The sequence below is a fragment of the Devosia sp. genome, from assembly GCF_025809055.1.
Lineage (GTDB): Bacteria > Pseudomonadota > Alphaproteobacteria > Rhizobiales > Devosiaceae > Devosia.
Window position 1 is genome coordinate 1,287,281 of record NZ_CP075529.1, and the last position, 22,845, is coordinate 1,310,125.

Annotated in this window: 24 protein-coding genes; 17 read left to right on the plus strand and 7 right to left on the minus strand. The window is 63.3% G+C overall.

Annotated elements, in window-relative coordinates:
- Window positions 1–168: 168 nt before the first annotated feature.
- The 3 genes from urtC (at window position 169) to urtE (ending at window position 2,998) form a co-directional block, all read left to right on the plus strand.
- Complete coding sequence (urtC, locus tag KIT02_RS06325; protein WP_297583727.1) at window positions 169–1,368, plus strand: urea ABC transporter permease subunit UrtC; 1,200 nt, start codon at window positions 169–171, stop codon at window positions 1,366–1,368.
- A 4-nt stretch (window positions 1,369–1,372) separates the two neighbouring features.
- Window positions 1,373–2,122 carry an urea ABC transporter ATP-binding protein UrtD gene (urtD, locus tag KIT02_RS06330; RefSeq protein WP_297583729.1) on the plus strand — a complete coding sequence of 250 codons (750 nt, stop codon included), beginning with the start codon at window positions 1,373–1,375 and terminating at the stop codon, window positions 2,120–2,122.
- Window positions 2,123–2,293: 171 nt separating this feature from the next.
- The gene (gene urtE, locus KIT02_RS06335; protein ID WP_297583731.1) at window positions 2,294–2,998 is read left to right on the plus strand and encodes an urea ABC transporter ATP-binding subunit UrtE; all 705 of its coding nucleotides are present in this window, start codon (window positions 2,294–2,296) and stop codon (window positions 2,996–2,998) included.
- A 55-nt stretch (window positions 2,999–3,053) separates the two neighbouring features.
- On the opposite strand, the gene KIT02_RS06340 is transcribed toward urtE, so the two are convergent.
- Entirely contained in the window at window positions 3,054–3,371 is a 318-nt protein-coding gene (locus tag KIT02_RS06340; protein WP_297583733.1) for a hypothetical protein, read from the minus strand.
- A gap of 102 nt (window positions 3,372–3,473) precedes the next feature.
- Between KIT02_RS06340 and KIT02_RS06345 the strand changes: the two genes are divergently transcribed.
- The 5 genes from KIT02_RS06345 (at window position 3,474) to KIT02_RS06365 (ending at window position 6,001) form a co-directional block, all read left to right on the plus strand.
- Window positions 3,474–4,301, plus strand: coding sequence for an urease accessory protein UreD (locus KIT02_RS06345; RefSeq protein WP_297583736.1), 828 nt, complete (start codon window positions 3,474–3,476; stop codon window positions 4,299–4,301).
- Window positions 4,302–4,313: 12 nt separating this feature from the next.
- Window positions 4,314–4,616, plus strand: a complete 303-nt coding sequence (locus KIT02_RS06350; RefSeq protein ID WP_297583739.1) for an urease subunit gamma — start codon at window positions 4,314–4,316, stop codon at window positions 4,614–4,616.
- A gap of 10 nt (window positions 4,617–4,626) precedes the next feature.
- The gene (locus tag KIT02_RS06355) at window positions 4,627–5,205 is read left to right on the plus strand and encodes a HupE/UreJ family protein (RefSeq protein WP_297583741.1); all 579 of its coding nucleotides are present in this window, start codon (window positions 4,627–4,629) and stop codon (window positions 5,203–5,205) included.
- A gap of 10 nt (window positions 5,206–5,215) precedes the next feature.
- The gene (locus KIT02_RS06360) at window positions 5,216–5,521 is read left to right on the plus strand and encodes an urease subunit beta (protein ID WP_297583744.1); all 306 of its coding nucleotides are present in this window, start codon (window positions 5,216–5,218) and stop codon (window positions 5,519–5,521) included.
- Window positions 5,522–5,611: 90 nt separating this feature from the next.
- Window positions 5,612–6,001, plus strand: coding sequence for a hypothetical protein (locus KIT02_RS06365; RefSeq protein WP_297583746.1), 390 nt, complete (start codon window positions 5,612–5,614; stop codon window positions 5,999–6,001).
- A gap of 249 nt (window positions 6,002–6,250) precedes the next feature.
- On the opposite strand, the gene KIT02_RS06370 is transcribed toward KIT02_RS06365, so the two are convergent.
- Window positions 6,251–6,850, minus strand: a complete 600-nt coding sequence (locus tag KIT02_RS06370; protein WP_297583749.1) for a hypothetical protein — start codon at window positions 6,848–6,850, stop codon at window positions 6,251–6,253.
- Window positions 6,851–7,166: 316 nt separating this feature from the next.
- Between KIT02_RS06370 and ureC the strand changes: the two genes are divergently transcribed.
- From ureC to KIT02_RS06415, 9 genes are all read left to right on the plus strand, one after another.
- On the plus strand, window positions 7,167–8,876 hold the full coding sequence (gene ureC, locus KIT02_RS06375; RefSeq protein ID WP_297583752.1) for an urease subunit alpha: 1,710 nt from the start codon (window positions 7,167–7,169) through the stop codon (window positions 8,874–8,876).
- 62 nt (window positions 8,877–8,938) lie between these two features.
- The gene (locus KIT02_RS06380) at window positions 8,939–9,721 is read left to right on the plus strand and encodes an SDR family NAD(P)-dependent oxidoreductase (protein ID WP_297583756.1); all 783 of its coding nucleotides are present in this window, start codon (window positions 8,939–8,941) and stop codon (window positions 9,719–9,721) included.
- 98 nt (window positions 9,722–9,819) lie between these two features.
- On the plus strand, window positions 9,820–10,239 hold the full coding sequence (locus tag KIT02_RS06385; RefSeq protein WP_297583759.1) for an MliC family protein: 420 nt from the start codon (window positions 9,820–9,822) through the stop codon (window positions 10,237–10,239).
- 8 nt (window positions 10,240–10,247) lie between these two features.
- The gene (locus KIT02_RS06390; protein WP_297583762.1) at window positions 10,248–10,835 is read left to right on the plus strand and encodes a hypothetical protein; all 588 of its coding nucleotides are present in this window, start codon (window positions 10,248–10,250) and stop codon (window positions 10,833–10,835) included.
- Window positions 10,836–10,840: 5 nt separating this feature from the next.
- Window positions 10,841–11,311: an urease accessory protein UreE gene (locus tag KIT02_RS06395; RefSeq protein ID WP_297583765.1), complete on the plus strand. Its 471-nt coding sequence runs from the start codon at window positions 10,841–10,843 to the stop codon at window positions 11,309–11,311.
- Entirely contained in the window at window positions 11,308–11,964 is a 657-nt protein-coding gene (locus tag KIT02_RS06400; protein ID WP_297583768.1) for an urease accessory protein UreF, read from the plus strand. The genes KIT02_RS06395 and KIT02_RS06400 overlap by 4 nt, the downstream gene beginning before the upstream one ends.
- Window positions 11,961–12,392 carry a DUF3995 domain-containing protein gene (locus tag KIT02_RS06405; RefSeq protein ID WP_297583770.1) on the plus strand — a complete coding sequence of 144 codons (432 nt, stop codon included), beginning with the start codon at window positions 11,961–11,963 and terminating at the stop codon, window positions 12,390–12,392. The genes KIT02_RS06400 and KIT02_RS06405 overlap by 4 nt, the downstream gene beginning before the upstream one ends.
- Window positions 12,393–12,408: 16 nt before the next feature.
- The gene (gene ureG / locus KIT02_RS06410) at window positions 12,409–13,041 is read left to right on the plus strand and encodes an urease accessory protein UreG (protein ID WP_297583773.1); all 633 of its coding nucleotides are present in this window, start codon (window positions 12,409–12,411) and stop codon (window positions 13,039–13,041) included.
- A 9-nt stretch (window positions 13,042–13,050) separates the two neighbouring features.
- Window positions 13,051–14,148, plus strand: a complete 1,098-nt coding sequence (locus KIT02_RS06415) for an acyltransferase (protein WP_297583776.1) — start codon at window positions 13,051–13,053, stop codon at window positions 14,146–14,148.
- 20 nt (window positions 14,149–14,168) lie between these two features.
- Here the strand turns inward: KIT02_RS06415 and glgX are convergent, their stop codons facing one another.
- From glgX to glgB, 5 genes are read right to left on the minus strand one after another with little or no spacing between them, the layout of a single operon-like run.
- Entirely contained in the window at window positions 14,169–16,163 is a 1,995-nt protein-coding gene (glgX, locus tag KIT02_RS06420; RefSeq protein WP_297583778.1) for a glycogen debranching protein GlgX, read from the minus strand.
- 12 nt (window positions 16,164–16,175) lie between these two features.
- Entirely contained in the window at window positions 16,176–17,810 is a 1,635-nt protein-coding gene (locus KIT02_RS06425; RefSeq protein WP_297583779.1) for an alpha-D-glucose phosphate-specific phosphoglucomutase, read from the minus strand.
- Window positions 17,791–19,251: a glycogen synthase GlgA gene (glgA, locus tag KIT02_RS06430; protein ID WP_297585132.1), complete on the minus strand. Its 1,461-nt coding sequence runs from the start codon at window positions 19,249–19,251 to the stop codon at window positions 17,791–17,793. Before glgA ends, KIT02_RS06425 begins: the two co-directional genes overlap by 20 nt.
- Complete coding sequence (gene glgC, locus KIT02_RS06435; RefSeq protein WP_297583781.1) at window positions 19,251–20,522, minus strand: glucose-1-phosphate adenylyltransferase; 1,272 nt, start codon at window positions 20,520–20,522, stop codon at window positions 19,251–19,253. Before glgC ends, glgA begins: the two co-directional genes overlap by 1 nt.
- 59 nt (window positions 20,523–20,581) lie before the next feature.
- The gene (glgB, locus tag KIT02_RS06440) at window positions 20,582–22,777 is read right to left on the minus strand and encodes a 1,4-alpha-glucan branching protein GlgB (protein ID WP_297583784.1); all 2,196 of its coding nucleotides are present in this window, start codon (window positions 22,775–22,777) and stop codon (window positions 20,582–20,584) included.
- Window positions 22,778–22,845 lie beyond the last annotated feature (68 nt).

The window sequence follows — 22,845 nt, forward strand, 5'->3', positions numbered from 1 at the left end:
TGCTCCGATGGTCCCGGCCCCATCGTCCCCTCGCCCCTCAGGGGAGAGGGTCAGGGTGAGGGGTGAGAACCTATCAGTTTGCCACCGATCTGAACCCCTCATCCGGCGCTCCGCGCCACCTTCTCCCCTCAGGGGAGAAGGGACACTGTGCCTCCGGAGGGCCTTCCCATGCTGACCCAAGCCCTGTTCCGCGCCCTCGACAAGAAGGCCATCTGGGTCATCGCCATCTTCCTGGCCGTCGCCATCCTCGTGCCCATGGCAAACCTGCTGATTCCGCCCGGCCAGTTCGGCCATGTGCCGACCTACCTGGTCTCGCTCATGGGCAAATATCTCAGCTACGCCATCCTGGCGCTGGCGCTCGATCTGGTCTGGGGTTATTGCGGCATTCTTTCGCTGGGCCACGGCGCCTTCTTCGCGCTCGGCGGCTATGCCATGGGCATGTATCTCATGCGCCAGATCGGCACGCGCGGCGTCTATGGTAATCCGCACCTGCCGGATTTCATGGTCTTCCTCAACTGGAAGGAATTGCCCTGGTACTGGCTCGGCTTCGACAATTTCTGGTTCGCCATGGCCATGGTCGTCTTCGTGCCAGGCCTGCTCGCCTTCATCTTTGGCTTCTTCGCCTTCCGCAGCCGCGTCACCGGTGTCTATCTCTCCATCATCACCCAGGCGATGACATTCGCCCTGCTGCTGGCCTTCTTCCGCAACGACATGGGTTTTGGCGGCAATAACGGCCTCACCGATTTCAAGGACATCCTCGGCGCCCCTGTTCAGGCTCAGACGACCCGCGCTGCCCTGTTCGCGGCCACGGCGATCACCCTGGCCGTTTCCGTCTTCATCTGCTCGATGATCGTCAACAGTAAGCTCGGCAAGGTCATGGTCGCGGTGCGAGACGCCGAAAGCCGCACGCGGTTCATCGGCTATCGGGTGGAATATGTAAAACTCTTCGCCTTCACCGTTTCGGCGATCATGGCCGGCATTGCGGGCGCGCTCTATGTTCCGCAGGTGGGCATCATCAATCCGTCCGAATTCGAGCCCGGCAATTCCATCGAGGTGGTCATCTGGACTGCCGTCGGCGGGCGCGGCACCCTGATCGGCCCGATCATCGGCGCCATCGCCGTCAACCTGGGCAAGTCGTGGTTCACCACCACCCTGCCCGAGCTCTGGCTGTTCGCGCTGGGGGCCCTGTTCATCTTCTCCACCCTGTTCCTGCCCAAGGGCATTGTCGGGCTCTGGGCTCAGATCAGGGGGCGCCGCAAGGCGCCGCAACAGCCGGCACAGCCCACGCCGGCGCAATCCGCCGATATCGAACGCGGCGAAGACCCGGCCAGCTTTGCCGAGCCGCCCCAGCCCAAGCCCGCGGAGTAGACACATGACCGCCTCCAAGGACACCATGCTTTACCTCGATGGCGTGTCCGTCGCCTTCGACGGCTTCAAGGCCATCAACAACCTCTCCATCATTGTCGGCCCCGCCGAAATGCTGGCCATTATCGGGCCCAACGGCGCCGGCAAGACCACCATGATGGACATCATCACCGGCAAGACCCGGCCCGATGCCGGCGAGGTTCTGTTCGACGGCCGCACCGACCTGACAAAACTGGACGAGGCGGCGATCGCCAATCTGGGCATCGGCCGGAAATTCCAGAAACCCACCGTGTTCGAAAGCCACACGGTCTGGGACAATCTCGAAATGGCCCTGAAGAAACCGCGCGGCATCTTCCCGACGCTGTTCTACACGGCCAGTCAGGACGACATCGTCCGCATCACGGAAATCCTCGAAACGGTCCGCCTGCTGGCGCGCAAGGATGAACTTGCCGCCAATCTCAGCCACGGCCAGAAGCAATGGCTCGAGATCGGCATGTTGCTGGCCCAGGATCCAAAGCTCCTGCTCGTTGACGAACCGGTCGCCGGCATGACCGATAGCGAAACCGAGGAAACCGCCAAGCTATTGCGGGAAATTGCAACCACGCGCTCCGTGGTCGTGGTCGAGCATGACATGAGTTTCGTGCGCGATCTCGGCTCGCGCGTCGTCTGCCTCGCCGAAGGCGCCGTCCTGGCCGAAGGAACCCTGGACCAGGTCAGCGCCAATCCAGTGGTCATCGAAAGGTATCTGGGGAGATGATGAAACCTCCCGAAATCCATCAGCACGCCGTGTTTCCTTCTCCCCTTGTGGGAGAAGGTGCCCGAAGGGCGGATGAGGGGTCCTACATTCACCCCTCACCCGTCTCGGCCTTCGGCCGATCCACCCTCTCCCACAAGGGGAGAGGGGTAACCCCGACCGAGGTCTCCGATCATGACCACCACCCTCTCCATCAATACCATCGACCTGCACTATGGCGCCGCACAGGCGCTCAAGGGCATTTCGATTGAGTGCCAGCCCGGCCGGATCACCGCGGTTCTGGGGCGCAATGGCGTCGGCAAGTCGTCCACCCTGCGCGCCGTGACCGGGATCAACCATGTCTCTTCCGGCGGCATCCGGTTTGGCGCCGAGGATCTGAAGCGCCTGCCCCCCTATAAGCGGGCCCGCATGGGCATCGGCTATGTGCCCCAGGGGCGGGAGATTTTCCCGCTGCTGACGGTCAGGGAAAATCTCGAAACCGGCTATGCCGGACTGGCGCGCAGCGACCGGAACATCCCCGACTATATCTTCGAGCTGTTCCCGGTCCTCAAATCCATGCTGGCGCGGCGCGGGGGCGACCTCTCCGGCGGCCAGCAACAGCAATTGGCCATCGGCCGCGCGCTGGTCACGCGCCCCAAAGTGCTGGTTCTGGATGAACCGACGGAGGGCATCCAGCCCTCGATCATCAAGGACATCGGCCGCGCCCTGCAGTTCCTGCGCGACGAAAAGGGCATGACCATCCTGCTTGTTGAACAGTTCCTCGATTTCTGCCGGGAGATTTCGGACGACATCTACGTCATGGACCGCGGCGAAATCATGCATTCGGGACCGGCCAGCGATCTGGACCTGCCCGATGTCCGCCGGCACCTTATGGTCTAAAAACGCAAACACCCGGCCGAAGCCGGGTGTCTGGGATAGTCAGATGACGTCAGGCTTATTCGACCCAACCGCCGTCCACACAATCCTGATAGGTAATGATGTCAAGGTCGATGGTGGTCAGGGCATCATCGCCTTCATTGACGGCCGGGGCACCGGACACGACAGCGTCGTCACCCGAGGCAGAGTCGGACTCAGCACCAATGGTGGTGGTGTCGGCCGCGAGCTTCAGGTCATCGCAGCGGGCCTGAACGGCGACGCGGTCATTTTCGGAGACTTCGACACCGGCAATTGTCATGCCCTGGGCAAAGCTGGCACCCGAGAAGGAAAGACCAAGAACAAGGGCGGCGGCAGTCAGTACGGAAGTATTGCGCATTTGAAAAATCCTCTTGAAATACAAGATTGAAAGAGCGCTTGCTCATCCAACCAACGGGGCTATCGGCAGATCGTTGCAATGAATTTTGCTGCTGAAAGAAATGTGATCGACACTACCCCTGCGCTGCAGCGCGCGCGGGGCGTCGGCCGCATATGCACCAAGCTCAGCCAGACCGGCCAAACCCGGCTCGACCGACTCTATCAGGACGGCTGCGGCAAGATCCGGCTGCCCAATACCCACGGCAACAGCCTTGAAGCCGTGTTCATCAACACCGCCGGCGGCATCACCGGTGGCGACCATTTGCAATGGTCGGCTGAGGTCGCCGAGGACGGCCACCTCGTCGTCACCACCCAGGCTTGCGAGCGCAGCTATCGGTCCACCGGCGACATTGGCCGGGTCGAGAACACGCTATCGGTCGGTCCGGGCGCACATCTCGATTGGCTGCCGCAGGAAACCATTCTCTATGCCGGCAGCAAGCTCACCCGCCGGCTGGATGTGGACCTGGCTGAGGGCGCGACGCTCACGGCCATCGAGGCCGTGCTTCTCGGCCGTGATGCCATGGGCGAAGACGCCCGCGACGCGGTTCTTCGCGACAACTGGCGCATCCACCGCAACGGGCGCCTGCTTCACGCCGAGGCCACCCGCCTCTCTGGCGCTGGCCCAGAGCGCGACAGCATCGCCCTCCTGGACGGTTGCCGCGCCTTTGCGACCATTGTTCATATCGCGCGGAACGCGGATCGCGCCGAGGGGATCGTCAAGACCCTGCGCGCGGCAATGCCCATCGATCAGGCGATCGCCGCCAGTAGCGTGGCCGAGCGCGTGGTCATACGCGCCATGGCCCCAACCGGCCTTGCCCTCCGCCGCCTGATCGTTCCAATTCTCGTTACGCTGACTGGCGCGGGCGCCCTGCCCCGTCTTTGGCATCTCTAAGGAAGTGCACCCATGAACCTGACCCCGCGAGAGAAGGACAAGCTGCTGATCGCCATGGCAGCCATCGTCGCCCGCAAGCGCCTGGAACGCGGCGTAAAGCTGAACCACCCCGAAGCGGTGGCGCTGATCACAGATTACGTGGTCGAAGGCGCCCGCGACGGCCGCCCGGTCGCCGAACTGATGGAAGCAGGCGCCCATGTCATCTCGCGCGATCAGGTCATGCCCGGCATTGCCGAAATGATCCACGACGTCCAGGTCGAAGCCACCTTCCCGGACGGCACAAAACTCGTCACCGTTCACCAACCCATCCGCTAAGGACCAGCCGATGCTCAAGCGCGCCCTCATTGTTCTCACGGCCACCCTGCTGGCCACCATGCCCGCCTTCGCCCATCTCGACCCGGCCGAGCACGGCTCCTTCGCGGCCGGCTTCAGCCACCCCCTGTTCGGTCTCGATCATATCCTGGCCATGGTCGCGGTCGGCCTCTGGGCCGCCCTGCAGGGCGGGCGTGCGATCTGGATCGTCCCTTCGGCCTTTGTGGGCACCATGGCGATCGGATTCGCGGCTGCCATTGCCGGTGTTCCGCTGCCATTCGTCGAGCCGGTCATCCTCGCCTCGGTGATCTTTATCGGCATCGGCATCGCCCTGGCTCTGCCGATCCCCACCACCGCGGTGGCGGCCATGGTCGGCTTCTTCGCCTTCTTCCACGGCCACGCGCATGGCGGCGAACTGGGCGAGGCCGGAGCCTGGCAATTCGCCATCGGCTTCATTCTGGCGACGGCCGTGTTACATGGTGCAGGCATCGTCGGCGGCCTGGTTCTGAGCAAATTCGGTGGCAAGGTGCTGACCCGCCTGGCGGGCGCCGCGACTGCGTTGGGCGGCGTCTGGCTGGCCATCGGCGGCTGAGGAGGACCACATGATCCCGGGCGAAATCATTCCCGCGCAAGGTACGATCGAAATCAACCAGGGCGCCGAGCAGATCGTTCTCGAGGTCGCCAATACCGGCGACCGCCCGATCCAGGTCGGCTCGCACTACCACTTCTACGAGACCAATGCCGGCCTGCGGTTTGACCGCGAGAAGGCCCGCGGCATGCGGCTCGATATCGCCGCCGGCACGGCCGTCCGCTTCGAGCCGGGCCAGACGCGTGAAGTGCGCCTGGTTCCCATCTCCGGGGAACGGCGCATCTACGGCTTCCGCCAGCAGGTCATGGGCGCACTGTGACGCGATAATTGCGATTTCGGTCGCCGGCCATGGCGCTCGGCGGCCGAACCTGTTCTAAGGGGCGCTCCCGCTCACTTTTGTGCCTGCACCATGACCGAACGCTCCGACTTCTCGCAAATCCTGGCTTCCACCCTGCAGGACCTTCGCACCAACGGCATTGCCGATGGCGAAGCCATGACCCTGATCGGCAGCCTTGCCGCCGATATCGCCGACCGCCTCAAGGTATCGAGCTGGTCTGCCGCCAAGGCCAGGATCGACCGGCAGTTGCACGATCAGCTGCTCAAGAGCTTTCAAGATCAGGGCAACGCACTCCACAAGGCCGGCAATCGCAAGCAGGCCTATGCGGTCCAGGCCCTTGCCGTGTCGCTCGTCGCCCGCACCCAGACCGAGACCCCCGGTGTCCGCGAGGGCGAGCATCTGCTTGACGCCCTGCTGGACCGGGCCGTCGAGGTCTACCGGCACTCCCGCCCTACCCACTAAAAACGAAAAAGCGCCGGACCCTTCCCTTCTCCCCTCAGGGGAGAAGGTGGCGCGAAGCGCCGGATGAGGGGTTCAGCGCTGCAGCAGCCACGGCGCGTTCACCCCTCACCCCAGTCCTCTCCCCTGAGGGGCGAGGGGGCGATGGCGGCGATGGCGGCGATGCTGTAGTTCACAGACAAAATGCTCCAGAAAACGAAAAAGCGCCGGACCCGAGGGTCTCAGCGCCTTTCGATCTAAAGCCGGTTGGCTTTAGCTATTGGTGTAGATGATCAGCGAACCATCCTGGTTGTTGTCGATGGCGACAACATCCGACAGATCGATGGAATTGCCGCTGAGGAAATCGTTCAGCGCCGAATTGCCGCTCAACGCATCCTGCAGTGCCGAAATGTTGCTGGCATTGCCATTGAGGGCATTGTTGAGTGCATCGGCATCGAAATTGGCAACATCTGCCACATCAACCACGCTCACGTCGCCCACGTCAGAGATATCGCTGACATCGGCATTGCCGGCTTCGATCATGGACAGGATTTCGGAGAAGTCGGCCACGTCGCTGACATCGCCGCCGGTCACGTCGCCACCGGTCACGTCGCCGACGCTACCGTCCACGACATCGCCGACCGTGCCATCAACGGCATTGTCAACCGTGTCGCTGACCGAACCATCCACCGTGCTGTCGACCACGTCTTCGACACTTTCAACGGTAGTATCGACCGTGGCATCGAGCGTATCGGTCACGTCGTTGAGCGTATCGCCGAGAATGTTGGTGTTGTCGTCCTGCGCATAGGCAGAGGCAGCAGAGATGGACAAAGCGGCAACGGAGCCGAGAAGCAGTTTATGGAACCCACGCATGGTGTTCCTCCTGTTTTTTCAAGTTTTAGTGCAACCCAACCGGGTCGGGGAGGAGAAGTCCCTGCGCAGCGCTCCGTTCCATCACGGAATTGCAGCGCGACCCAAAAAACTGCTTTGAATCGCATTTTATCTTTTGCGTTCAATAACTTGACCCTGCCGATCACAAATTTTACCGGCTCGGTGCGCGCGCCGCTGACGCCGGCCCGGCGGCGGAAACAGTCCTGACCTACGTCAATCGGGCACTTGCCAGCACTCCGTCATATGGTCAAATTCGCCAACGGGAAGCCTTCGTCCCGGCCACCAATGGGACCATTTCATGCCTGCACGCATCTCTCGCGCCACCTATGCCGATATGTACGGCCCCACCACTGGTGATCGGGTTCGCCTGGCCGATACCGAATTGATCATCGAGGTGGAAAAGGACTTCACCATCTATGGCGAGGAGGTGAAGTTCGGCGGCGGCAAGGTCATTCGCGACGGCATGGGCCAGTCCCAGCGCACGCGGAGCCAGGGCGCGGTGGACACCGTCATCACCAATGCCCTCATCGTCGACCACACCGGCATCTACAAGGCCGATATCGGGCTGAAGAACGGCGTCATTGCAGGCATCGGCAAGGCGGGCAATCCCGACACCCAGCCCGGCGTTGATATCATCATCGGCCCCTCGACCGAGGCCATTGCCGGCGAAGGCAAGATCATCACCGCCGGCGCCATGGACGCCCATATCCATTTCATCTGTCCCCAGCAGATCGAGGAGGCGCTGATGAGCGGCGTCACCACCATGCTGGGCGGCGGGTCCGGCCCGGCCCATGGCACGCTTGCCACCACCTGCACCGGTGCCTGGCACATCGAGCGCATGATCGAGAGTTTTGATGCCTTCCCGATGAACCTGGCGCTGGCCGGCAAGGGCAATGCGGCCCTGCCCGCGCCCATCGAAGAAATGATCCTGGCCGGCGCGTCCGCCCTCAAGCTGCACGAAGACTGGGGCACCACCCCGGCCGCCATCGACAACTGCCTGTCCGTTGCCGACGCCTATGACGTGCAGGTCATGATCCATACCGACACCCTCAACGAGAGCGGTTTCGTCGAAGACACGGTCGGCGCCTTCAAGGGCCGGACCATCCATGCCTTTCACACCGAAGGCGCCGGCGGTGGGCACGCCCCCGACATCCTCAAGGTCGCGGGCCTGCCCAATGTCATCCCCTCATCGACCAATCCGACCCGGCCCTACACGGTCAATACCATCGCCGAGCATCTCGACATGCTCATGGTCTGCCACCACCTCGACCAGTCGATCCCCGAAGACGTGGCCTTTGCCGAAAGCCGCATTCGCAAGGAAACCATCGCCGCCGAGGATATTCTGCACGATATGGGTGCGCTGTCGGTCATCTCCTCCGATAGTCAGGCCATGGGCCGCGTCGGTGAAGTGCAGATCCGCACCTGGCAGACCGCCGACAAGATGAAGCGCCAGCGCGGCCGCCTCGCCGAGGAAACCGGCGACAACGACAATTTCCGCGTCCGCCGCTACATTGCAAAATACACGATCAACCCGGCAATTGCCCACGGCATGAGCCAGCACATCGGCTCGGTCGAAGTCGGCAAACGCGCCGATCTCGTGCTCTGGAACCCAGCCTTCTTTGGCGTAAAACCCGATATGGTCCTGCTGGGCGGCTCCATCGCCGCGGCGCCCATGGGCGACCCCAATGCCTCGATCCCGACTCCGCAGCCCATGCATTACCGCCCCATGTTCGGCGCCTATGGCAAGCTGGTCAGCCGGTCCTCGGTCACCTTCATTTCCCAGGCCGCCCACGATGCGGGGCTTCGCAACCGCCTCGGCGTCGACAAGCAGTTGCTGCCCGTGTCCAACACGCGGTCCGGCATCGGCAAGGCCGCAATGAAGTTCAACACCGCCACGCCGCAGATCGACGTGCATCCCGAAACCTACGAGGTCCGCGCCGACGGCGAATTGCTGACCTGCGAACCGGCCACCGTCCTGCCCATGGCGCAGCGGTATTTCCTGTTCTGATCCGGTTCGCGGCGCCCTTCGTGTTCGTGCTACGTTCTCTTTGATTCTGGAGGAGAGCAGCAATGGCCAAACTGGATACTGTCGTCGCCCTGGTCACCGGGGGCAGCCGCGGGATTGGCAAGGGCATCGCCACTGCACTGGCCGCCCAGGGCGCCAGGGTGCATGTCACCGGCCGCAGCCTGAGCGATGGCGACCATGACGGCCTCGTGCATCACCGCATCGACCACGCCGATGATGCCCAGACCGAAGCGGCCGTGGACCGGGTCATTGCCCGCGAGGGGCGCCTGGACATTCTCGTCAACAATGCCTGGCCTGGTTACGAGAACATGGTCGAGGACGGCATCTACACTTGGGAGCAGCCGCTGTGGGATCAGCCCATGTGGCGATGGGACGCCATGATCGGTGTGGCGCTGCGGGCAGCCTATTGCGGCTCGCGCCCGGCAGCCCGCCAGATGGCCGACCAGTCCGGCGGCCTCATCGTCAACATCTCCTTCTGGGCGGCCCGCAAATTCATGCAGAACGCGGCCTATGGCATATCGAAGGCTGCAACCGACAAACTGACGGCCGATCTGGCCACGCAGTTGCGCGAGCATGGCATAGATGCCGTCTCCCTCTATCCGGGCCTCGTACGCACCGAGGCCGTCATGGCCGCCGCAGAATTCTTCGACATGTCCAATTCCGAGAGCCCCGCCTTTCAGGGGCTTGCCATCGCTCATCTGTTCAGCGATCCGGCGCGGCGGGAAAAATCCGGGCGAACATTCACGTCCGCCGAACTGGCGCTTGAATATGGATACACCGACGAAGACGGCTATCAGCCTCGCCCGCTGACACTGGAGACCGCATGAATACCGTCACGGCCGAAGGAAGGCTTGCAGGGCCGCGCAAACGTCACGATTGTCATCAAGACTGTTCGAGGCAACCCCGTGACGCAGGAGAAATCGCCGTGCCAGTGACCCAGAAATTCTTTGCCGCCTTGATGCTTGCCGCCGCCTCTCCCGCCCTCGGCCAGGAGGAGGTCGCGACGCCGCCTGCGTCCCCCGCCCCGGCAACCGCGACGGCCAGCCTCACCATCACGCTGGACAGCGCCGGCGATGTCGAGCGCAATATCGTGACCTATCAATGCGAAGACGGGCAGGTGCTGGCCGTGCAATACATCAATGCCGCGCCCAATTTCCTCGCGATCCTGCCCGTCGACGGCGAAAACCACATCTTCGCCACGACGATTTCCGCCTCTGGCGCACGCTATGTTTCCGGTCCCTATGAATGGTGGAGCCACCAGGGAGAAGGCACCTTGCGCGACCTGATGCAGGATGAGGATGCCGCGCCGCTGGCCTCCTGTGTCGGCGCCAACAACACGCCCTGACGCTGCCCATGGACCCATCCACCGCCCCCGAGCTGTTTCCCCATGTGCGTATCGTCATGGGCACCATCATCGGCCTTGGCGTCACTCGCCTGCTGATGACCACGGCCGGCATCATTCAGCATCCGAGCCGGGGCAAGGTTTCGAGCCTGCACATGCTGTGGGTTGGCTCGATGCTGCTGGAGCTTGTCCTGTTCTGGTGGTGGGAGTTCGCGCTGCACCGGATCGAGGTGTGGAGCTTCGGCATCGTGCTGTTCATTCTCAGCTATGCCATCATCCTGTTCCTGATGGCCGCCCTGCTCTCGCCCGACAATGTCTCCGAATACCAGGGCTACCGCGACTTCTTCCTCAAGCGCCGGCATTGGTTCTTCGGCCTTCTGGCCGCGACCTTTGTCTTTGACACCATCGATACCCTGATCAAGGGACAGGCCCATTGGTCGCGGTTCGACTGGAGCTATTTCATGCAGGTGCCACTGGGTCTGGCGCTCTGCGTCATTGCCCTAAAATCCGCCAATCCGCGCCTGCACCTGTGGATCGTGGCCCTGCACATCGCCTATCAGCTCTTTCTCATCATCCGTTTCTTCAACACCGTCAGTTAGTGCCCATGCTTCGTGCCACCACTCACCTTCCCGCTGGTCACAATCGGCCTTTTGTCGACACAATCGTGCTGGCCCACGACGAAAGGCGGCTGCGCCGCAAGCTCCTGACCGGCCGCAACGGCACCGAGGTCATGGTGGACTTTCCCAATACCGTGACCCTCGACCACGAGGGTGCCCTGGAGCTCGATAGCGGCGAAGCCGTCGCCATCATTGCAGCCGAAGAACTGCTCTACGAGATACGCGCGCGCGACGCGGGCCACCTGCTCCGCCTGGCCTGGCATATCGGCAACCGCCATACCCCGGCTCAACTCGAAGATGGCCGCATCCTGATCAAGCGCGATCACGTGCTCAAGACCATGCTCGAAGGGCTCGGCGCCAGGGTCGGCAATGTCTCCGAACCCTTCTTTGCCGAACATGGGGCCTATCACAGCCACAACCATGGCGAGGCCAGCCATGCTCTCCTGAGCAAGCGGTGAGCGCGGACCTCCAGAAACTGCTGACCTGGCTGTCACCGGCCTTTCCGGTGGGCGCCTTTGCCTGGTCTGCCGGCCTGGAAACCGCCATCGTCAACCGCTCCGTGGCCGATCGCGCCAGCGCCGAGGACTGGATTGCCGGCACCCTTGCCCATGGCACGCTCAAGACCGACGCCATCCTCCTCGCCCATGCGCACCGCGCCTTCGAGGACCCCGCGGCCCTTCAGGAGCTGTCGGACCTCTGCCTCGCCCTGACCCCATCCCGCGAACGGCAGGTGGAGACAATCCAGACCGGCAATGCCTTTCTCCTTGCCGCCGCCGCCTGGCCGCTTGACCGCCAATTGTCGCTCCCCCGGCCCTGTCCCTATCCCATTGCCGTCGGCGCGCTGTCCGGGGCCCACGCCATTGGCCTCGGCGATACGCTCCTGGCCTTCCTCACCGCGGTTGTTCACGCCCAGGTCTCGGTGGCAGTGCGCCTTGTGCCCATCGGCCAGACGGATGGCCTGGCGATCATGGCCGCGCTCGAACCGGCGGTCGCGCACATGGCCGATCTGTGCCAGCATGCCACACTGGACGAGATCGGCTCTGTGGCCTATGGCGCCGATATCGCACAAATGCAGCACGAGACGCTGCGGACAAGGATATTCCGCTCATGAGCATGTTCATCTCCTCCTTCATGTTCATCGCCCTGTTCGCGGTATCTCTGGCGCATCTGCTCTGGTCCGCCGGGCGCACCTGGCCCATTCGCAACGAAAAGCTGCTGGCCCAGACCGTCGTCGGAACTGCTGGCATCGAACGCATGCCGCCGCGCCTGGCATCCCTCGCCGTGGCCCTGTTCACCTTCGCAGCGGGCGTGCTCGCCCTCGCCCTGGCCGATCATGACGGCTGGGGGGGCCTGCTGACCCTGGGCGGTTTCGCCCTTGGCCTGGTCTTCCTGGCCCGCGGCATCCTTGGCTACACCGGCTGGTGGGCACAATTGACCCCCGAGCCGAATTTCCGCCTCAACGACCGGCGGGTCTATTCCCCGCTCTGCCTGTTCCTGGGCCTCGGCTTCATCGCCCTGGCCATTCTGCGTCTCATCTGATCCCGCGAGGTTTTCCATGTCCAAGAGCGTCAACGGCCCCCTTCGCATCGGCATCGGCGGGCCGGTGGGCTCGGGCAAGACAACCCTCTGCGAAATGCTGCTCAAGGCCATGCGGGACCGCTATTCCATGGCGGTCGTCACCAACGACATCTACACCCGCGAAGACGCCCTCATCCTGGCACGCGTGCAGGCCATTTCCGAGGATCGCATCGTCGGCGTCGAAACTGGTGGCTGCCCGCACACCGCCATTCGCGAGGACGCTTCGCTCAACCTCGCCGCCATCGACGATCTCAACCAGAAATTTCCCGATCTCGACATCATCCTGATCGAGAGCGGCGGCGACAACCTTGCCGCGACCTTCTCGCCCGACCTGGCCGATCTGACCATCTATGTGATCTCGGTGGCCCAGGGCGAAAAAATCCCCCGCAAGGGCGGCCCGGCCATTTCCCGTTCCGACCTCCTCGTCATCACCCACACCGATCTAGCCCCCCATGTCGGCGCCAGCCTCACGGTGATGGAAAGCGACACCCAGAAGGTGCGCGAGGGCCGCCCCTACGTCTTCACCGATCTCCTGCGTCGCGAAAGCCTCGACCAGATCATCGCCTTCATCGAAAAACACGGCGGCTTCCTCGCCACCGCCGCCGAGTAAGGCTCGGCAATGAACCAGGGCTCAGGCACAATAAACGCCCTGCAAGGCGCCCGCGCCTATGCGGCCCTGAGCGTTCTGGTCGGTCACGCCGTGGAAGAGGTCGCCAGCACCTACGGCTACCATCCGCCTTTTGATACCGCGCCGCTTCTCGGTGGCGTGGACATCTTCTTCGTCATCAGCGGCTTCATCATCTACCACACCACGCGGGAGAGCTTCGGCAAGCCGTTTGCGCTACGGGACTTCGTGGCTAAACGCCTGACGCGGCTCGTGCCGGTCTATTGGTTCTTCACCACGCTCATGGTGCTGGCGCTGCTCGTGGCCGGCGACCGGATCAACGCCACGGAGCTCGAACCAGGAAATGTCCTGGCGTCCTACTTCTTCTGGCCGTTTGAACGTTCAAGCGGCCGGATCGCGCCGATCCTGTCGGTAGGCTGGACACTCAATTACGAGATTTTCTTCTACGCGCTCTCCGCGCTGGCCCTGCTTCTGCCAAGGCGGCTGGTCGGCCCCGGCGTTCTGGGCGCCCTGGCAGTCCTCTCGATCTATGGCGCATTGGCGCAACCCGCTTCCCCGGAATTGCGGTTCTGGACGCGCAATCTCATCCTGGAATTCGGCTTCGGCATTGTCCTGGCCATGGCCTATGGATGGATCATGGCACGCCGCAACCTGCCCACCTCCGCCGGCCTCGTCGTCCTCGGCCTGGCGCTACTTTTCGCTCTGCCGGCATTCTTTGACGAAGGCCCTTGGCGCTTTCTGATGCGCGGCGTCCCGGCGGCGCTGATCATTGCGGGGTGCCTCTTTCTACCCGCCCGCATGGACAGCCGCATCCCGGCGATCATCGTGCTGGTCGGCACCGCGTCCTATTCGCTCTATCTGGGTCACCGCTTCGTATTGCGCGTGCTGACCATCATCCTGGAGAAGCTGGACCTGCCGGTGCTCGCTGGCTCCATCGGCTACACCATCGCCGCGACGATCGCGTCGACGCTGATGGCGATCCTGGTCTATCAACTGATCGAAAAGCCGGCGACACGGCTGTTCCGGTCCCTCGCACACCAGCGTCCACCCGACATCTACCGGGACAAGACCTCGGCAAAGGGCGAAGCCTAAGCCACTTCGGCCCCCGCCGGTCACACCAGCGCCACGACCGATCGTGGCGGCAAGGTAGCCGTGCCTTCGGTGATCGGCGCTTCGCTGCCGTCGTCGGATTGGATGCCGACGCTCCAGTCCCCCTCCGGCAGGCGCGCCACCACGGGTTCGACCCGCCGGTTGAACCAGACGAGGACGTCATCGTCCTTGTGGCGCAAATGCATGCCCAGCACCGAGGCTTGGCTGTCGTTCCAGTCGGCCTCGGTCATTTCCCGCCCTTCCGGATGCAGCCACACAACGTCGCGCACCCCATGGCGGTCCTGTCCGGTCAGCCAGTGGTCGTGGCTGACTGCGGGATGAGCCTTGCGGAACGTGTTGAGCGCGGCGACAAGATTGACGATCGAACCATCGCCGTCTTCCCAGTCCAGCCAGGTGATCTCATTGTCCTGGGCATAGGCATTGTTGTTGCCGCCCTGGGTCCGGTACATCTCGTCGCCCTGCTGAATCAGCGGCGCCCCGCGCGACAGGAACAGTGTCGCCAAAAGCGCGCGCAGGTCGCGCTTGCGGGCGGCGATGATACCGGCATCCTCGGTTTCGCCCTCGGCACCGCAGTTCCACGAGGAATTGTGATTGTGGCCATCGCGATTGTTCTCGCCATTGGCCTCGTTGTGCTTGTCATTGTAACTGACGAGGTCCCTGAGGGTGAACCCGTCATGCACGGCCAGCATGTTGACCCCGGCGCTGGGCTTGCGCCCGGCAATGTCGAAAATTTCCGCCGAGCCCGAAACCTTCCCCGCAAGCGCCCCGATCTTGGCCGGCTCGCCTTTCCAGAAGGCGCGCACTTCGTCGCGATAGGTGTCGTTATGCTCCTGAAATTCCGGGCCGAACTGTCCGACGGCATAGCCGCCGGGACCGGGGTCCCAGGGCTCGGCCACCAGGATCACCTGGCTCAGCACCGGATCGGACTTGATCTTCTGGAGCATCTCCGCTTCCGGATTGAAGGCCGGGTCACGCCCCAGCACTGTCGCGAGGTCAAAGCGGAAGCCGGAGACGCCGAGTTCCTCGACATAGTAGCGCAGGCTTTCGATCACCAGCCTTTGCACCGCCGGATGATCACAGCGCAGCGTATTGCCGGTACCGGTGTCGTTGACGAGCCGCTTCTTGCCGTCCACCTCGACCCAGCGATAATAAGTCTGCGGGTCCAGCCCCATCATCGACAGGATCGGCCCCTGGCTGTCGCCTTCCCCGGTATGGTTATAGACGACGTCGAGGATCACCGAGATGCCCGCCTTGCGATAGGCATCGGTCATCACCCGCAATTCCTGCGGGCCGCGCGGCGCCAGCCGTGGGTCCACCGCGAAATAGGCGACCGGATTGTAGCCCCAGGCATTGGTCAGGCCCAGGGCCGGCAGGTGCCCCTCGTCAATCCAGGCCGCCGTCGGCATCAACTGGACCGTATCGACGCCCAGGAACTTGAAGTGGTCGATGACACGTTTGGTGGTCAGCCCCGCGACCGTCCCACGCAGCGGCCCCTGCACGCTTGGATGCTGCATGGTGAACCCACGGACATTGAGCTCATAGAAGAGATTTGGAACCTTCTTCTTGCGCGGCTTGGAGAGGTCATCGGCGCCGCTGCGCACGATCGCCTTGGGCACGAGCGGCGCGGTGTCCACCCCGTCCTCGCGGGCCAGCCGCAGCCGCGGCGAACGCACAAATACGCGGTCCAGGTGGCGCGCATAGGGGTCAACAAGCAGCTTGTTGGGGTCAAAGAACAGTGCTTGATCGGGGTCATAGGGCCCATCGGCGCGCAGGCCATAGCGCGCCCCTGCGCCGATATTCGCGATCAGGCCGGCCCGGATATTGTCCTGGTGCACATCGAGTTCGAAGCGGTCGATCTCCTGATCGGATTCGTCGAACAGGCACACCCAGATGTGGGTGGCACTTTCCGAATAGACTGCAAAATTCACCCCTTCCGGGGTCACCGTCGCGCCAAGCGCATCGGTGCGCCCGGCATTGGGCACCAGTTCTGGTTTCATCGATAAGCCGTTCTAGGTAATGACGCTGGGCTCGGTCCGTCCGGTGCGCGACTTGATCCCTGCAAGCTGCTCGGCGACGCCAATGAGGGGTTCGAGTGCAAGCTGGGTGTCGAGGTCGTGGCGCCCATCGGCGGCCTCATAGCGTTCAAGATAGACCCGCAACGTGGCGCCGACCGTTCCGGTTCCGGACAGGCGCAGGACGATGCGTGATCCGTCGGTAAAACCGATGCGAATGCCCTGCTTGGCACTGGTCGAGCCATCGACCGGGTCGTGATAGGTGAAGTCATCGGCATAGGCGACCTGCAGGTCCTCGCCGAACGTCTTTCCCGGAAGCGACGGCAATTGCGCCCTCAGCTCGTCCACCAGTTTGTTGGCGATCCCTGCATCCACTTCCTCATAGTCGTGGCGCGTATAGTAGTTGCGGCCATAGGTCTGCCAATGCTCGCGCACGATGGCATCCACGCTCTGCTTGCGCGCGGCGAGAATGTTGAGCCAGAGCAGCACCGCCCATAGCCCGTCCTTCTCCCGGACATGGTTGGACCCGGTGCCGGCGCTCTCCTCGCCGCAGATGGTGACACGTCCCGCATCGAGCAGATTGCCGAAAAACTTCCAGCCGGTCGGCGTTTCGTGCATTTCGATGCCGAGTTTTTCCGCCACCCGGTCCGCTGCCGCGCTGGTCGGCATCGAGCGGGCGATCCCCGCTATGCCGGCCTTGTAGCCGGGCGCCAGATGCGCATTGGCCGCCAGGAGCGCGAGGGAATCCGATGGGGTGACGAAGCGGTTCTTGCCGATGATCAGGTTCCGGTCGCCGTCGCCATCCGAGGCCGCCGCGAAATCGGGCCCGGCATCGGTCATCAGCAGGTCGAACATGTCCTTGCAATAGACCAGGTTCGGATCGGGGTGCCCGTCATTGAAGGACGGAGATGGCGTGCCATTGATGACGGTGCCCTTCGGCGCGCCCAGCAGGCCTTCGAGAATGGCGTGAGCATAGGGGCCGGTCACCGCGTGCATGGCATCGAAGGTCATGCGGAAGCCGCCGGCGAACAGGCCACGAATGGCGTCGAAGTCGAACAGCGACTGCATCAGGGCCGCATAGTCCTTGACCGGGTCGATGACTTCCACGGTCATCTCACCCACGCGCTGCGTACCGATCGTCTTGAGGTCGATATCGGGTGCGTCGAGCGTCTTGTAGGTGTCGATAACCTTGGTGCGGGCAAAGACCGCGTCGGTGATCTTCTCCGGCGCCGGCCCGCCATTGCCCACATTGTACTTGATGCCGAAGTCGCCATCCGGGCCGCCCGGATTGTGGCTTGCCGACAGCACAAGTCCGCCAAAGGCCTGATAGTGCCGGATGATATTGCTGGCCGCAGGGGTCGACAGCAACCCGCCCTGACCCACCATGACCTTGCCGAAGCCATTGGCGGCCGCGATCCGGATCGCCTTCTGGATCGCCACGTCATTGTAGAAGCGCCCATCGCCGCCGATGACCAGCGTCTTGCCCGCGAACCCATCCAGGCTGTCGAAAATCGACTGGATGAAGTTCTCGACATAGTTCGGCTGGCTGAACACCGGCACGCGCTTGCGCAGGCCCGATGTTCCCGGCTTCTGGTCCTGGTATGGCGTCGTCTTAATCGTCTGCACTGTCATGTGTCGTCAATCCGGTCAGGGATGAATAAATCTGGGCATAGCGCGCGGCGCTGGACTGCCAGCTCACTTCCGATTTCATGCCGCGCCGCTGCATTTTCTTCCACGCCTTGTCGTCCGCATGGAGCGCGAGCGTCCGCCTTATGGCATCGCCGAGAGCGCCCTCGTCCGGTGGCGCGAACTGCACGCCCGTTGCCACTTCGGCCTGCAACGCCGCCACATTGGCGTCGATCACCGTGTCGTTGAGCCCGCCCACGCGGCTCACCAGCGGAATACATCCGTAACGCAGGGCATAGAGTTGGGTCAGGCCGCACGGCTCGAAGCGCGACGGCACCATCATGACGTCCGCCCCACCCTGCACCAGATGGCTCAGTGGCTCATTGTAGCCGGTGATCAGGCCAACCTTGCCGGGATAGCGCATGGCTGCGGCGCGAATGGCGTTTTCGAGCTCCGCATCCCCCGAACCCAACACGGCCAGTTGCGCGCCTGCGGCAACCATCATGTCGATATTGGCCGCCAGAAGGTCGATGCCCTTCTGCCAGGTCAGGCGGCTGACCACTGCAAACAGCGGCCCCTCGGCAGCATCCAGTCCGAAGGCGTCCTGCAGGGCCCGCTTGTTGATCGCGCGGTGGTGCACGGTGCTGGCCGCATAGTTCTGCGCCAGGGACGGGTCCGTTGCCGGGTTCCATGCCTCCATGTCGATGCCGTTGAGGACGCCGAACACCGTTGCCGAACGATTGTTGAGCAGGCCCTCCAACCCCATGCCGAAAGCCGGAGTGCGGATTTCGCTGGCATAGGTGGGCGACACCGTCGTCACCACATCGGCACATTCAACCCCGGCCTTGAGATAGCCGACACCGCCGTAATATTCGACACCCTCCACAGAAAAGGCATGGGCCGGCAGCCGCAACTGCCCGAAAATGTCCGCGCCGAACGTGCCCTGGAAGGCCATGTTGTGGACTGTGATGACGGTCCGCAGGCTCGCCGACGGCCCATATTTGACATAGGCCGGCACCAGCCCGGCCTGCCAGTCATGGGCGTGGATCACCTGCGGCCGATAGCCATCAACCAGGCCAAGCCCCAGTTGCGAGGCCACCCAGGACAGCGCCGCAAAACGCTTCCAGTTGTCCGGCCAGTCCCAGCCGTCGGGACTGACATAGGGATTGCCCGGCCGGTCGTAGAGCGCCGGCGCATCGAGGACGATGAGATCAAGGCCCGCGACGCGCCCGGCCACCAGCCGGCCCTTGACGCCGAACAGGTCGTCGAACACCGCAACCTCGCGTCCGCCCGCCATTTTGCCGGTAACCGCAGGATAGCCGGGCACCAGCGTGCGCATGCTCACCCCGGATTCGGCCAATGCCGCGGGCAGCGCACCCGCGACATCGGCCAGGCCGCCGGTCTTGATCAGCGGATAGATTTCCGAGGTAACGGAAAGGACTTCGATCATCGGTCCGCCAGATACTTGTTGACCATGCTCTGCGTGATCAGCGTGACACCATCGTCGGAACGGCGGAACCACTTGCTGTCGAATTCGGGGTCTTCGCCCACCACCAGGCCCTCGGGGATATTCACCCCGCGGTCGATGACCACTTTCTTCAGCCGCGCATTGCGGCCGATATCGCAATAGGGCAGCACCACCGCCTCTTCGAGCACCGAATAGGAATGGACGCGCGAGCCCGTGGACAGCAGCGTCTTCTGCAGGTGCCCGCCCGAGACGATGCAATCGCCCGAGACGAGGGAATTGACCGCCGAGCCGCGCCGGCCGTCAAAGTCATGCACGAATTTCGCCGGCGGAGTGATCTCGGCATAGGTCCAGATCGGCCAGTCCCGGTCGTAGAGATCGAGCTGCGGCTTGATGTCGGTGAGATCGATCGAGGCCTTCCAATAGGCATCGATGGTCCCCACGTCGCGCCAATAGCTGACCTCCTCATTGCTCGAGCGCACGCAGGAGCGCGGGAAGCGATGCGCCCAGGCGGTGCCGTTCTTGACGATATAGGGAATGATATCCTTGCCGAAATCGCGGCTGGACCCTTCCGTCGCCGCATCGCGCCGCAACTGCTCCATCAGGAACCGCGTCTCGAACACATAGATGCCCATGGAGGCCAGCGCCATGTCCGGCTTGTCGGGAATACCCGGCGGGTCCTTCGGCTTCTCGACGAAATCGACAACCCGGTCGCGCCCGTCCACATGCATGACGCCAAAGCCCGTGGCCTCCATGCGCGGCACTTCGAGACACCCGATGGTCACATCGGCACCGGTGTCCACATGCTGGCGCAGCATGATTTCGTAGTCCATCTTGTAGATGTGGTCGCCCGCCAGGATGACAATGTAGCGCGCGCCCGAATCCTCGATGATGTCCATGTTCTGGTACACGGCGTCGGCGGTGCCGGCATACCACATGTCCTCGCGCACCCGCTGGCTGGCCGGCAGGACGTCAAAGCTCTCGTTCCGCTCCGGCCGCAGGAAGTTCCAACCGCGCGACAGGTGCCGGATCAGCGAATGCGCCTGATACTGGGTGGCCACCGAAATGCGGCGAATACCCGAATTGATCGCATTGCTGAGCGCGAAGTCGATGATGCGCGACTTGCCGCCGAAATAGACCGCGGGCTTGGCGCGCCGGTCGGTCAGTTCCATGAGGCGCGTGCCGCGCCCACCGGCCAGAACATAGGCCATGGCCTCGCGGGCCAGGGGCGAAGGTGCCCGATAATCTGCCATTCTCACTACCCTCCACTACTGCCCGGCTGAGGCCGGGACGTATTGCACTGAAGCCGGGATCACTCCGGCTCGTATTTCAGGAACAAGGTGGCCAGTGGCGGCAGATAGAGTTCTGCCTCCGCCGGCATGTGTCGTCCCTCAACGGCCAGGGCCGTGACGCCCCCCTGGTTCCCGGTATTGCCGCCGGCATACCAGCCGGCATCGGTATTCACGCGCTCCACCCAGCGCCCGGCCAGCGGCAGGGGCACCTTGTACCCACTGCGCGGCACCGGCGTGAAATTGGAGATCACCAGCACCGGATCGGCCCCCGGCGCCTGTCTGATCCAGGCCAGGACCGAATTGGATTGGTCATTGCCGATCACCCATTCGAAGCCATCTGGCTCGCAATCGCGCTCATAGAGCGCCGGCAGGGTGCGATATGCCGTGTTGAGATCGGCAACCAGCCGCCTGATGCCCTCATGGTTCGGCGCATCGAGCAGGAACCAGTCCAGCGCCCGGCTTTCCGACCATTCCTCGCGCTGTGCGAATTCCTGTCCCATGAACAACAGCTTCTTGCCCGGGTGCCCCCACATATAGGCGAGATAGGCCCGCAGGTTGGCGAATTGCTGCCAGTCATCGCCCGGCATCTTGGTCAGCAGCGATCCCTTGCCATGCACCACCTCGTCGTGGCTGAGGGGCAGAACGAAATTCTCGCTGAACGCGTACATGAACCCGAAGGTCATGTCGTTGTGGTGATAGCGCCGGTGGATCGGCGACCGGCTCATGAACCGCAGCGTGTCGTTCATGAAGCCCATGTTCCACTTGAAGCCGAAGCCCAGCCCGCCATCATAGGTCGGGGCGCTGACACCCGGCCAGGACGTCGACTCTTCGGCGATCATGAAGGCACCGGGAAACTGCCGGTACACTTCGGCATTGACCCGCTGCAGGAACGCCACCGCTTCCAGGTTCTGGTTGCCGCCATGCTGGTTGGGCACCCATTCACCGGCCTGGCGCGAATAATCGAGATAGAGCATCGAGGCCACGGCATCCACGCGCAGGCCATCGATATGGAACTGGTCGAACCAGAACAGCGCATTATTGGTCAGGAAGGCCGATACTTCCTTGCGCCCGAAATTGTAGATCGCCGTGTTCCAGTCGGGGTGATAGCCCTGCCGGGGGTCCTCATGCTCGTAGAGCGCCGTTCCATCGAACCGTGCGAGACCATGCTCATCGGTGGGAAAATGCGCCGGCACCCAATCAAGGATAACGCCGAGGCCAGCCTCATGGGCCGCGTTGACCAGCCGCGCAAACCCGGCCGGGTCGCCAAACCGGGCCGTCGGCGCAAATAGCCCAGTAGGCTGATAGCCCCAGCTGGGGTCGAAGGGGTGCTCGGAGACCGGCAGGAATTCGAGATGGGTATAGCCCATGTCCGCCGCATAGGGCACGAGTTGCTCGGCCAGTTGGTCATAGGACATGAAGCTGCCATCGGGGCGGCGGCGCCAGGAGCCCAGATGCACCTCGTAGATGGACATGGGCGTGCGCCGCCAGTCCTTGCTCGCCCGCTCCTCCATGTATTTCTGGTCGGACCAGGTGAACGGGGTCGGGTCCGGAACGATCGAAGCCGTGCGGGGCCGCATTTCGGCCTGCCGGGCAAATGGATCGGCCTTGAGCGGCAAGACTTTTCCGTCCTTGCCGACGATTTCATACTTGTAGATGGTGCCGGTGCCGAGAACGGGAATGAACACTTCCCAGATGCCCGAGCGGTTGCGCATCGGATTGCGCCGGCCGTCCCACTCGTTCCATGGCCCCACCACGGACACACGCTGCGCATTAGGGGCCCAGACGGCGAAATGGGTGCCGTGAATGCCCTCGAATTCCATTTCGTGGGCGCCCAGCTTGTCGAACAGCCGCAAATGGCTGCCTTCACCGATAAAGTAATCGTCCATCGGCCCCAGGACAGGACCGAAGGAATAAGCGTCGTGGACGTCCCATTCACCGCCCGCATTGCGGGCGCGGTAGCGAATGGGCTGGGCGTGGTCGAGGTCCACCTTGCCTTCGAAAAATCCAGCCTTGTGCCGGGGGATCAGGTGGCCAAGGGCGCGCCCGTCGAGAGTAAAGGCATCCAGGCTTTCCGCGTGGGGCACAAAGGCCCGCAACACCCAATGGCCCGAAACTTCGTGCAGACCCAGGAACGCGAAGGGATTGCCGTGATGGCCACCCACGATGGCGTCCACTTCCCTGCCGTCGGCTTGCCAGATTTCCTTCGTCAAACTCACGCCCACTCTCCCCGTTCGTCGCTGCGGACGAATTATCCAGGCATTTCAATCCGGTCTCGCCAGGCCCT